General features: G+C 67.0%; 10 protein-coding genes. 6 read left to right on the top strand and 4 right to left on the bottom strand.

The features are described from left to right. Positions 1-2: 2 nt before the first annotated feature. Positions 3-881 carry an FAD binding domain-containing protein gene (locus AC1DES_RS13085; RefSeq protein WP_476896134.1) on the bottom strand — a complete coding sequence of 293 codons (879 nt, stop codon included), beginning with the start codon at positions 879-881 and terminating at the stop codon, positions 3-5. Between the two features lie 154 nt (positions 882-1035). On the opposite strand from AC1DES_RS13085, the gene AC1DES_RS13080 reads away from it, so the two are divergent. Further along, a complete protein-coding gene (locus tag AC1DES_RS13080; protein WP_476896229.1) occupies positions 1036-2013 on the top strand; it encodes a LysR family transcriptional regulator in 978 nt (325 codons plus the stop codon). A gap of 96 nt (positions 2014-2109) precedes the next feature. After that, entirely contained in the window at positions 2110-2427 is a 318-nt protein-coding gene (locus AC1DES_RS13075; protein WP_476896133.1) for a DUF6457 domain-containing protein, read from the top strand. Between the two features lie 190 nt (positions 2428-2617). Here the strand turns inward: AC1DES_RS13075 and AC1DES_RS13070 are convergent, their stop codons facing one another. Together AC1DES_RS13070 and AC1DES_RS13065 are read right to left on the bottom strand one after the other, a co-directional pair. Then, a complete protein-coding gene (locus AC1DES_RS13070; protein WP_476896132.1) occupies positions 2618-4975 on the bottom strand; it encodes an FdhF/YdeP family oxidoreductase in 2358 nt (785 codons plus the stop codon). A 185-nt stretch (positions 4976-5160) separates the two neighbouring features. Beyond that, positions 5161-6903, bottom strand: a complete 1743-nt coding sequence (locus AC1DES_RS13065) for a long-chain-fatty-acid--CoA ligase (RefSeq protein ID WP_476896131.1) — start codon at positions 6901-6903, stop codon at positions 5161-5163. A 252-nt stretch (positions 6904-7155) separates the two neighbouring features. Between AC1DES_RS13065 and AC1DES_RS13060 the strand changes: the two genes are divergently transcribed. From AC1DES_RS13060 to AC1DES_RS13045, 4 genes are all read left to right on the top strand, one after another. Continuing rightward, positions 7156-8538 carry an MBL fold metallo-hydrolase RNA specificity domain-containing protein gene (locus AC1DES_RS13060; protein WP_476896130.1) on the top strand — a complete coding sequence of 461 codons (1383 nt, stop codon included), beginning with the start codon at positions 7156-7158 and terminating at the stop codon, positions 8536-8538. Further along, positions 8535-9851, top strand: a complete 1317-nt coding sequence (locus AC1DES_RS13055) for an erythromycin esterase family protein (protein ID WP_476896129.1) — start codon at positions 8535-8537, stop codon at positions 9849-9851. Before AC1DES_RS13060 ends, AC1DES_RS13055 begins: the two co-directional genes overlap by 4 nt. Before the next feature lie 164 nt (positions 9852-10015). Then, positions 10016-10885 carry a universal stress protein gene (locus tag AC1DES_RS13050; protein ID WP_476896128.1) on the top strand — a complete coding sequence of 290 codons (870 nt, stop codon included), beginning with the start codon at positions 10016-10018 and terminating at the stop codon, positions 10883-10885. A gap of 199 nt (positions 10886-11084) precedes the next feature. Then, on the top strand, positions 11085-11768 hold the full coding sequence (locus tag AC1DES_RS13045; protein ID WP_476896228.1) for a hypothetical protein: 684 nt from the start codon (positions 11085-11087) through the stop codon (positions 11766-11768). 39 nt (positions 11769-11807) lie between these two features. Here AC1DES_RS13045 and AC1DES_RS13040 read toward each other — a convergent pair. Continuing rightward, positions 11808-12335, bottom strand: a 528-nt coding sequence (locus AC1DES_RS13040; RefSeq protein WP_476896127.1) for a maleylpyruvate isomerase family mycothiol-dependent enzyme, incomplete at its 5' end; no start/stop codon positions are given.

Here is a 12335-nt window from a genome sequence, read left to right as displayed (position 1 = left end):
CTTCAGCCTTCCTGTGTCTGGGCGGCGCGGGCACAGGCCCGCCGCAATGCCCGCCTGGTGAGCTCATCGGCCAGGTGCCGTTTGTAGTCGACCGGTCCGCGCTGGTCCTGCACCGGGTCACAGGCGGCGGCTGCCAGCCGGCCGGCCTCAACGAACAACTCCCCATCGGGGCGCTGCCCCCGCAGCAGGGCCGCAACCTCGGTGACCAGATGACCGGCGCCGAGCGCTGTGAGTCCGACGGCGGCGTCGTCTATCAGACCTTCGGCAGTGAGCCGGACAGCGGCGCCGGCCGCGGCGACTGCCCAGTCGCCCGTCCGGCGTTCAACCTTCTCGTAGGCGCTGCCGGAGCGCGGGCGGATGGGGAAGCGGACTTCGCACAGCAGCTCATCCTGTCCAACTCCGGTTTCATAGGGCCCCCGGTGGAACTCGGCCATGGTCAGGATGCGTTCGCCGCCGGGTCCGCGGATGACTGCCTCGGCACCCAGCACATCACAGACCGTGGAGAGGTCCTCGGCAGGGTCCGCCTGGCACAGTGAGCCGCCGATGGTGCCACGGTTGCGCACAACCGGGTCGGCGATCACCAATTCGGCGTCCCGCACGATCGGGAACAGCCCTGCCATCTCCGCCGACTCCAGGAGTGCCGTGTGCCGGGTCATGGCACCGACGCGGAGCCTGTCGCCGTCGCGGAGGATGAAGTCGAGCTCGTAAAGGTCGTTGATGTCGATCAGCCATTCCGGCCGGGAGAGCCGGAGCTTCATCATTGGCAGGAGGCTGTGGCCCCCGGCAATGACCCGGGAGTCCGGGCCGTGGCGTGAAAGAAGCTCCAAGGCGTTCTCCACGGTCGTGGCGCGCACATAGTCAAAGGGAGCCGGAATCTGCATAGTCCCTACCTCATTCCAAAGACCCGCCAGCGGTGGGCAGCGGAGGTACAGAAGGGTGTACGGCGGTTGCGCAGAGCCGGATTGAGGCCAGTCTTGCCCCGGTGCAAAGGGAGTGTCAATATCGTCATAAGCGAAAGGTTATGACGCTGTGGCGATGACATTGAGCCAGTTGCGGACGTTCGCCCTTGTGGCCAGGCTGGGCTCCCTTCGCGCGGCCGCAGAAGCCCTCGGGGTCACCGAACCCGCTGTGTCCGCTGCCCTTGCTGCGCTCCGGCAGGACCTCAACGACCCCCTCTGCGTGCGCGCCCAGGGCGGCATCGCCTTGACCCCGGGCGGCCGGGCGCTGGCGGAATACGCGCAGGAAATCGTCGGCCTCGCGGACCGGGCGCGGCGGGAGGTGGCCAACGCCACAACCGACGCCGGACGCCTGAAGATCGTGGCGACGGCGCCCTTTGCGGAACACGCCGCCGGACGGCTGCTGGATGTCTTTACGCGCCGTGTTCCCGGCGCAACCGTGGACGTGGTGGTCGAAGCCGCGGAAGACGTTGCCTCGCTGCTGCTGGAGCAGGCTTATGACATCGCCCTCGGGGCCCGGCCGGCGCCGGACAGTCCAGCCGCAGCCGACGCCGGCCTGGAGTCGGTCCCGTTCCTGCGGTATCAGCGGGTCTTCATTGTGGCGGCGGATCATCCGCTCGCCGCGCTGCACGGCCCGGTCGCGCTGCCCCAATTGCTCGACAGACCGTGGTTTGCCGGGCCCGCCGGAATCCAGGAAAGCACCGAGGAAGGCCGATGGCTGGCGTCCATGGGGGTGGCTCCGGAGATCGTCCGGCTCAGCAGCGAAACAGACGCCCTCGCCGCCGTCAGGGCGGGCGAAGGAACCATGCTTGCCCTGGGGCACATCGTGCGCGCCGAAATCCGGAAGGGATCCCTGGCCCGGGTGCCGGTCGCCGGGACCCCGATCTCCGGTCTGTGGTGGGTCAGTACCCTGGACCGGCACCGGACCACCACGTTGGCACAGACCCTGCAACGGTTTGTCAGTTCGGCGGATGCCACGGCCGCGATGGTTGCCCCGGGCGGCTCCCGCGGCCTCGAACGCCGCGGGTCCAAGTTCCATGTTGCGCTCTGGAGCTGATGCGGGAGCCGCTGTGTCGCGTTGCACATCGCGGGCGCGGGTGCTAACCCTTGAGGGGTAGAGGATCCGTTCACGCACCCACGAAGAGGAGTAGCCATGACTTTGTCCCGAGAGGAAGACAGCTCACTGCGGCACTGGAGCAGCAGGCTCATTCAGGCCCTGCAGATCCTGGATCTGGAAGTCGACCACGAAAAGATCGTCCAGGTTGCGCAGGAGTCCGAGAAGGCCGTCGGCCCGCACGCCGACGCCATCAGCGCCTTCATTGTTGGCTACGCCGCCGGCACCGCGTCTACCAACGGCCGGAAGAGTACGCAGGAGGCCGTGCACGCCGCATCCAACAAAGTCATCGAGCTCTGCGAGCACGGGGAGGCTGGCGGCCCGGACGAAGAAGGCTGGACCAAGAGGGCCCAGTAAGGCCGGTTCGGCATGGAGGAGGCCGCGTTCCCGTCGGGGAACGCGGTCTCTGCTCTGCTGGGGCTTTCACTGCTGGGCTTGTACTGCCCGGATTTCCGCCGGGCCCCCGGGCCCGCGTGCCCCGGCCCAGGAAGCGCCGGGGTCAGCGGGTGCCGGGGTCAGCGGGTGCCGGGGTCAGGACGCGCCGGGGTCAGGACGCGCCGGGTGCGGCTGCATCTGCCGTTGCGGGGGGCGAATCCGCCGGTGTCTGGTCCAGGCTGGGTTCGAGCCGGACAATCACGGCTTTGGATATCGGTGTGTTGCTGCCTTCAGCCGTGTGGTTCAGCGGCACCAGCACGTTGGCCTCAGGGTAGTAGGCAGCCGCACAGCCACGGGCGGTGGGGTAGGAAACCACCCGGTACTTGCGGAGCACCCGTTCCACACCATCCTGGTACTCTCCGCGGATATCCACGTACTGCGCGTCGGCCAGTCCCAGTTCAGCAAGGTCCTCCGGGTTGACGAACACCACGTGGCGTCCCTTCTTGATGCCCCGGTAACGGTCGTTGTGCGAATAGATAGTGGTGTTGAACTGGTCGTGGGAACGCATGCTCTGCAGGATCAACGTGCCGGCGGGGCGCTCCACGTGTTCGAGCTCGTTGACAGTGAGGACGGCCTTGCCAGTCGGCGTCGGGAAGGTGCGGGAGTCGCGGGGGCCGTTCTCCAGGATAAAGCCGCCGTCCTGCCGGATCCTTTCGTTGTAGTTTTCGCAGCCGCCCACCACGCGCGAGATGTGATCCCGGATGAGGTCGTAGTTCCTCTCAAAGCCGTCCCAGTCGGCTTTGATCTTGTCGCCCACGACTGCCTTGCCGAGCCGGCTGATGATGGCCGGCTCGGAGAGCAGGTTGTGCGAAACGGGTTCAACCTTGCCCCAGGACGGATGCACTGCGCAGACGGTGTCCTCCACCGACACGAACTGGGGTCCGGACTCCTGGATGTCGATCTCGGTGCGGCCCATGGTCGGCAGGATCAGTGCTTCCCGGCCGGTCACGGTGTGCGACCTGTTCAGCTTCGTGGAGATTTGGACCGTCATCTCGGTGTTTTCCATGGCGGCCTCGGCGGCGTGGGTGTCCGAGATGGCAGCCACGAGGTTGCCGCCGAGGGCCACGAAGGCCTTGATCTCGCCGTCGCGCATCTTGTTGATGGTTTCGACGGCGTCGGCGCCGTGGTCGCGGGGCGGTTCGAAACCGAACTCCTCGCCGAGGGCGTCCATGAACGACTGCGGCATCTGCTCCCAGATTCCCATGGTGCGGTCACCCTGGACGTTGCTGTGCCCGCGGATGGGAGAGGCTCCGGCGCCTGGCTTGCCGATGTTCCCGCGCAACAGGAGAAGGTTGATGATCTCCTTGATGGTGGCGACCCCCTTCTTCTGCTGGGTGATCCCCATGGCCCACGTGATGATGACCTTCTCGGCCTTCAAGTAGCGGGCGGCGAGCTCATCGATGTCCTCCGTGCGCAGGCCTGTCGCCTCCAGCACTGCCTGCTCGTCGAGTTCGCCCAGGTGCGCCCGGAGCTCCTCAAGACCTTCGCAGTGCTCAGCCAGGAACGCGTGGTCCAGGACCGTTCCGGGGTTCCTGGCCTCCGCATCGAGCACCCTCTTGGAGACGGCCTGCAGCAGTGCCATGTCGCCGCCAATGCGGATCTGCAGGAACTGGTCGGCGATCTGGACGCCGTGGCCGATGACTCCGTTGACCTGCTGCGGGTTCTTGTAGCGGCGCAGGCCCGCCTCCGGCAGGGGATTGACGGCGACGATTTGACCGCCGTTGTGTTTGCAGTTTTCAAGTTCGGTCATCATCCGGGGGTGGTTGGTGCCGGGGTTCTGGCCCATGATGATGATGAGGTCCGCGTTGGCGTAGTCGTCGAAGCTGACGGTGGCCTTGCCGATGCCGATGGTCTGGCCCATGCCCCAGCCGGAGGATTCGTGGCACATGTTGGAGCAGTCGGGCAGGTTGTTGGTGCCGTAGCCGCGGGCGAACAGCTGGTAGAGAAAGGCCGCCTCATTCGAGGCGCGGCCGCTTGTGTAGAAGACGGCTTCGTCCGGGGATTCCAGGCTCTTGAGCTTGTTGCCGAGGATCTTGATGGCCTCGTCCCAGGTGACCGGTTTGTAGTGGTCCTCGCCGGCCGCCTTGTAGACAGGCTCCGTGAGCCGGCCCTGCATGCCGAGCCAGTATTCGGTGCGGCTGCGCAGCTCGCTGACGGAATGCTCCGCCCAGAAACTGCTGGGAACCACGATCTGCGTCGCTTCCCACGTGACGGCCTTGGCACCGTTTTCGCAAAACTCGAACGCCTTGCGGTGATGCGGGTCCGGCCAGGCGCAGCTCGGACAGTCGAACCCGTCCTTCTGGTTCATGGCCATCACGGTCTTGCGGGTACGGTTCAGGCCCATCTGTTCGAGAGCCGGCTTCATGGAATGGTAGACGCCCGGAATGCCGGCCGCCCAGCTCTTCGGCCCGTCTTCAACCACGAGGTCTTTTTCGTCAAATTCCTCGATGTGAGGAGTCTTGCGGGTCACGGTGAACTTCCCTTCTGCCAACACCACCGGATGGGGGTGCGCTGATCTGCCACTACGCACGATACCTTCAGGCCTATCAGCTTGCCCGGAGCGCCGCAAGCGATCCGCCCGGTCCTGGCAAATTCGGACGGCCGCCCGACGGACCCCGGCAGCCCTGTCCTCCGGCCGCAGCCACGAACCGCGGGCTACCGTCGGGCCGTGAGGATGCCCTGGATTTCGCGGCGCAGGACCTTGCCGATGAGGGACCGCGGCAGCATCTCGAGGACTTCGACCCGGCGCGGCACCTTGTAGGCCGCCAGGTTCTTCCGGGCGAAGGCCAGGAGCGCCCCGGCGTCGAGGGCGGTCCCCGGAGCCTGGACCACCGCCGCCACCACGTCCTCGCCGCCTCCGGGGCGGGGCAAGCCCACCACCGACACCTCCACAACGCCCGGATAGTCGGCCAGGACGTCCTCGACTTCCGAGGGCGAGACGTTGAACCCGCCGGTGATGATCAGTTCCTTGATCCGGTCCCGGATGGTGACGAAATAGTCCTTGTCCACATAGACGATGTCGCCCGTGCGGAACCAGCCGCCCTCCAGGAGCACATTTTCGGTTTCCGCCGTGCGGTTCCAGTAGCCGGAGAAAACCTGCGGCCCGCGGATCAGGAGTTCGCCCTCCTCGCCCGGGGCGCGGTCGATCAGCACGTTCTGCGGGTCCACCACGCGGATATCCGTCAACGGGAACGGCACTCCCACGGTCCCGGGCTTCCGGCTGGGACCGAAGGGGTTGCCCAGGGCGATGGGGGAGGTCTCGGTCATCCCGTAGCCTTCGATCAAGTAGCCGCCGGTCGCTTCTTCCCAGGTCTTCACGGTCGACGCCGGAAGGTTCATGGCCCCGGAAATGGAAAAGCGGATACTGGCCAGCGAAACGCCGCGCTCGGCCGCGGCGGCAGCGATCCGGTCGTAGATAGGGGGCACGGCCGGGAGGAACGTGGCAGGTGACTTCCTGAGGGCCCTCAACACAAGGTCGACGTCGAACTTGGGAAACAGCACGAGTTTCGCGCCGATGCTCAACGCAAACGTCATGCACAGGGTCAGCCCGTAGGCGTGGAACATGGGCAGGACCGCATAGACGGTTTCTTTGCCCTCTTTCAACCCGGGCACCCACGCCCGCCCCTGTGCGGCGTTGGCCTGCAGATTCGCGTGGGTGAGCATGGCGCCCTTGGGCTGGCCCGTGGTGCCGGACGTGTACTGGATGACGGCGAGGTCCTGGGCTGATGGGCGGGGGTGTTTCTTCTTCAGCACCCCCGCCTCGAAAAGTTCCTTCCACGGCAGGACCGGGCGGGGGACCGGCCCTGGGTGCGTCCGGCCCGTGACTTTTCCCGCGGACAGGGCAGCGCGTGCCTTCCGCGCCGCGGGCAACGGAAGCCGCAGCGCGACCCGCTGAAGCAGCGGCATCGCCGGGATCAGCTCCACGGAGACAATCTTTGTCAGCCCGACGTCGGCCCGCAGCTGCCGCACCCGGTCCACGGCCTTGTCCCAGACGACAGCCACAGTGGCCCCGTGGTCCTCGAACTGGTGCCGCAGCTCGCGGTCCGTGTACAGCGGGTTGTGTTCCACGACCACGGCGCCAAGGCGCAGCACGGCGTGGAAGGCAATGATGTGCTGCGGGCAGTTCGGCAGGACGAGCGCTACCCGGTCCCCGGCCTTAACACCCAGCTCCTTCAGCCCGGCGGCCGCGCGACTGATCAGCGAGCCCAGTTCGCGGTAGCTGGTCTGCGCCCCGAAAAACTCCAGGGCCGGTTTGGACCCGTAGCGCCGCACGGACGCGTCCATCAAGTCCGCGAGGGAGCCCTTGGGGAGCGCCAGGTCCGTGGGAACGCCCGGGCTGTAGAGGGCGGTCCAGGGGCGGCCCGGGTGCGCCGGTCCCCGGGTGGATTTCTTGCTCATGGTGTGTCCTTGCCACTGGGGGTGCGCCGATTCCGGCGTCCGGCTCTGCGCCCGAAAACGCCTGTCCGGAAATCCTACCGGGGCGCAGGAGGCGGTCCCGGACGTGACTTTTGGCCCTAGGGGCGGACCCGGCTTGAGCGGAAGCTTGGGGGTACATCGGGATGCAGCGGTCCAGCGGGTTCTCGTCCGTGCACCCGTCGTGGCCCTGTCAGCCCGTTGCCGGACGGACACGGGCACCGGAACGGGAGCACCATGAAACACCAGCAGCCGAGCCTGAAGTTCCTTGGAGCGACCGATACCGTCACCGGCTCCCGCTACCTGGTCGAATCCGGGGGCACACGCGTGCTGGTCGACTGCGGACTTTTCCAGGGCTACAAACGCAGCCGCGACCGCAACCGCGCCCCCTTCCCGGTCCCGCCCCAGTCCATCGACGCCGTCGTCCTGACGCATGCGCACCTGGACCACACCGGCTACGTTCCTGCACTGGTCCGTGACGGGTTTGCCGGGCCCGTCCACGCCACGGACGGCACCACGGACCTATGCAAGCTCATCCTCCCCGACAGCGGGCACCTGCAGGAGGAGGAAGCCAGGTACGCGACACAGCGGGCATCATCCAGGCACAGCCCGGCCCTGGCTTTGTACACGGCCGCTGATGCGGTCAAGTCGCTGAACAGCTTCAGGGTCCACGGCTTTGACGATCCCCTGGAGCTCGGCGGCGGCATTGAATTGACGTTCGTGCCTGCGGGCCACATCCTCGGCGCCGCACAGGTCCATCTCCGGATCGGCTCCCACTCGGTGCACTTCACGGGGGACCTGGGCCGCGCCGATGACCCCTTCATGTACCCGCCCCGGCCGCTCGGCGGGGTGGGCGTCCTTGTGACTGAATCGACCTACGGCAACCGGGAGCACTCTGCCGAGGATCCGGAGAAGCAGCTCGGGGAGATCATCACCCGCGTCGCGAAACGGGGCGGGGTCATCATGTTCGCCGCGTTCGCCGTCGGCCGGGCGGAGACGCTCATGCTCTTCCTGTCCCGGCTCCGCAGGAAGAACGCGATTCCGGACATCCCCGTGTACCTGAACAGCCCCATGGCCATCGACGCCTCCGGGATGTACCAGCGGCACCGCGAGGAGCACCACCTCAAGCAGGATGAATACGAGAACATGTACAAGCTGGCCAAGCTCGTCCGGACGGTGGACGACTCCAAGCTCCTGAACCTGCGGGGCGGTCCGATGATCATCATCTCGGCCAGCGGCATGCTCACTGGTGGACGAATCCTGCACCACGTGGCGACCTACGGCCCGGATCCGAAGAACGCCATCATCCTCAGCGGTTTCCAGGCCGGGGGCACCCGGGGGGCCGCGCTCGCCGCCGGCGAGCGCGAACTACGCATCTACGGCGAGGACGTCAAAGTCCGGGCTGAAGTCATCCAGATGGAAAGCCTTTCCGCCCACGCGGACGCCAATGGCATCATCGCGTGGATGAAGGCAGCAGAGAAGGAGCCTCGCATGACCTACATCACCCACGGCGAGCCCGACGCGTCCGATGCCCTGCGCATCCGGATCCAACGCGAACTCGGCTGGCGGGCGAGGGTTCCCGAACACCTCGAAAAGATCTCGATCGAGGACCCCCGATGAATCCCGTCGCCGTCACCAAAACCTCGGTCCTGCAGGAGATCCACGCCCTCGCCGGACCGCTCAAGACGGACAGGGACCTGAACGGGCTGGTCCGGCGTGCCGCGGACTGCCGCTTCGTCGCCATCGGCGAAGCCTCGCACGGCACGCATGAGTTCTACACCTGGCGGGACACGCTCAGCAGGCGGCTCATCGCGGAGGAAGGCTACAACTGGATCGGCGTGGAGGGGGACTGGCCCGACTGCTGGCGCATCAACCGCTGGGTCCGCGGCCAGGACGGGCACAACCAGGGTGTCCACGCGTTGCTGGCCGGGTTCGAACGCTGGCCTACGTGGATGTGGGCCAATGAGGAAGTGGCCGCCTTCCTCGACTGGCTGCGTACCTGGAACGCGGGACGTCCGATGGATAAGCGCGTCGGTTTTTACGGACTCGACGTCTACTCCCTGTGGGACTCGTTGCGCGAGATCATCGGCTGGCTTGAAGAGCACGTCCCGGACGCCGTCCCAGCGGCCATGCGCGCCTGGCAGTGCTTCCTGCCCCACCACGAGGACCCGCACAAGTACGCGTGGAGCACGCGGCTCGTGCCGCAGTCCTGCGAGGCCGACGTCGTCGCCCTCCTGACCGAGGTCAGGAACCGGGTCTTCAGCCCCGGCATCCATGACGAGGACGCCTTCGATGCCGTGCAGAACGCCGAGGTCGCCGCGAACGCGGAGCACTACTACCGGATCATGGTCCGCGGGGACCGGCAGTCCTGGAACATCCGCGACCACCACATGGCGGACACCATTGACCGCCTCAGCCGGCACCTCGGCGCGGCGTCGAAAGGGCTCATTTGGGAGCACAACACGCATGTCGGCGATGCGCGTGCGACGGACATGGCGCAGGACGGCATGGTCAACGTCGGGCAGCTGCTGCGCGAACGGCACGCCGGCGACGGCGTCATGCTGGTGGGCTTCGCGTCCCACCGCGGATCCGTGCTGGCCGCCGACGCCTGGGGGAGCCCGGAGCGAATCCTCACGGTGCCGGAGGCGCGTCCGGGCAGTCACGAGGACTTCCTGCACCAGTCCCTGGGCGTTCCCGCCGTCCTCGAGTTCGGCGACGACAGGTCCGGTCCGTGGCTCTCCACCTGGCTGGGCCACCGGGCAATCGGCGTCGTCTACCACCCGGAGAGGGAGCTCGGAAACTATGTCCCGACCCGTATGGGGGAACGCTACGACGCCCTGATCTGGCTGGAACACACGGCGGCATTGCGCCCGGTCCATCATGAGGGGCCACCCCGGGAGCCCGAGTTCGAGACCGAGCCCAGCGGCTACTAGGCCAGGCCACGGCGGCTGTGACGGCTGTGAGGGCTTATGGCCCTAACTGGTGTTCGGCCGGCGAAGCACACTGAAGTGTCGGCAGCCTGTGGATACTGCCGGCCGGATCATGCGATACACAGATCACGACACAGCTCACGCGACGGAAAAGAGCAGGATTCAGAATGAACAAAGCAATCGTCGTCGGTATCAACGGGTCTGCGGGAAGCGAGGCCGCGCTGGCGTGGGCCCTCCAGCGCGCGGCCCGGCAGAAACTCCCCATTGTCGCCGTCCACGCAGTGGATGACCGGTGGATGTCCCCGGACTTCCAGTACCACGAACTCATCCGGGAAGCGGGGATGGAGCTGCTCCAGAAGGCGCAAACCAGCGCCCACGAGAAGGTGCCCGGCGTCGAGTTCGACATCCAGCTCCGCCACGGCAGTGCCGGTTCGGCGCTCCGCGAGGCCTCCAAGGAAGCCTCCCTGGTGGTCATCGGTACGCACGACAAGCACTGGCTCGATGGCGGTCCCGTAACGGACCGCGCCCTGCAGGTTGTCTCCGGTTCGGACAGCCCCGTCGCCGTGATCCCGCCTGATCGGGGCACGGGCAACAAAGGCGTTGTAGTGGGCGTGGACGGATCCGAGGAGTCCCTGCAGGCGGTCTCGCTGGCCGCCGCCGAGGCAGACAGGGAGGGCGACGAGCTGACCGTTGTACTCGCCTTCCGTAGCCCGGCGAGGTGGGTGGAGAGCGCGATGCCCTCCAGCGGTCTCGCCGAGACGATCGTCGAGGAGGACCGGATAGTCCTCGGCGAATCGGTGGCCGGGCTGACGGACAAGTACCCGGATCTCGTCATCAACCAGCGCCTCGAAACGGACACGGAACCGGCGAAGGCCCTCGTGGACATCGCATCAAACGCGCGGCTTCTGGTGGTCGGCAGCCGTGGCCGCGGTGGCTTCTCCCGCCTGGTGCTGGGTTCCACGGCCCACGCTGTGCTGCTGAACGTGCCATGCCCCACCATCGTCACCAAGGTCCACAAGGTCAAGCACGAGGATTGACGCGGGGCCGGGACCCTGCTTACCTGCCGGCTCCGATCACGGCATGCACGGAAAGCCCCCTTGCGAAAGGGGGCTTTCCGTGCCCATGAACGGCGCCCTGCTCGTCCAGGAACGCGGGTTGCCCGGGCTTCGGGTTTCGTCGACCCGGGGACGTGGGCAGGCTCTTGAGACTGGTCAGGGCGGGTGGGACGATGAAGCGGTGGATCCCTTCTTCAATTTCGTCAGCCACAATTGGTGGCTCATCTTTCCCATGAGCGGACTGATCGGGGGATGGGCGCGGTCGTGGTCCAGGGCCAGCGAACGGCGCCACCGCCGCCGGATGGAACTGTACAAACTCCGGAACCAGTCGGCCGAGGCAGCCCGGGCCAGCGAGTCGGACGTGCTTGCCCTGATGAGCGCGCACGACGCCGTAAACCGGCGCTGGCTGGACTACGAGCTGGACGTGGGGAAACTCATCGACTTTCCGGTCATGACGGATGTCCGCGAACCCCTTACCGTGGCCTTCCTCCGCGCCAAGCGGGAGGCAGACGGTTTGCGCCCCGCAGCCCCAGGAGACATCACGACGCCGGCACGCCTGGCGGAGTACCGGGCGGCGGTCAACGGGTTCGAGCTGGCTTTCGACGTCGCCGAAAGGGAAGCCCTGCGGATCAAGGACAGCAAGTTCAGTGGCCCGGAACGCCAGCGGTTGGACACGGCCCGGAAGCTCCTGCGGATCGCCTCCGACAGCGCGGCCACGCCGGCCGAACGGCAGACAGCGTACAAGCGCGCCCGGCGGGAACTCGATGGCCTGATAGTGCTGCCGGAAGCCACCGTCGCGGCCCTCGAGGACAAGATTGCTGCCATGATCGGCTCCGGCCGGACCACGGATCTCCAGCAGCGCTGAATCATCCTGCCCGATTCACCCTGCTGCGTTGCGTCAGGCTCAAATCCATGTGGGGGCGGCAGGAACCCGGCCGCCACCGTTGGGGGAAGCTTCCGTGCCGGGCCCGACGGCGGTCACGCCGCGGGTGCCGCGGCCAGCTGCCCATTCGACGACGGCGGGGAGCGTTCCCGAGACAATGGTCGGGGACGCCGCGGAGGTGCCGCCGAAAACGGGTTCCGGGTCCTGGCCGGTGACCTTTACCACGAGCCCGGCGTCGCTCCCGCGGTTCTTCCAGGCGCCGGTGATGTCTGCCAGCAGCCTGCGGAGCACGGGTTCCGGGATGTCCTGGAAGCTAGCGCCGTTGTCGAGGTCTACGGCGTGGATCCACACTTCGCGGGTGCGCATCCAGACCGTTTCGGTGGCGGGTACTTCCCGGCCTTGGATGGTCCGGACCGTGCGGTGCCAGGCGTCCTCGGGCAGGTCCCGCCATTCGACGTTCAGGTGCACGGCGGAGTGGTCGAAAAGGTGCCGCAGCGCGATCGGGGACAGCGTGGCGCCGAAACCGATTTCGTGGTCCCGGACCTCGGT

The organism is Arthrobacter sp. 05T442 (assembly GCF_056395945.1).
Note: the sequence above shows the minus strand (reverse complement) of the source record. Positions and strands in the feature narration are given on the sequence as shown.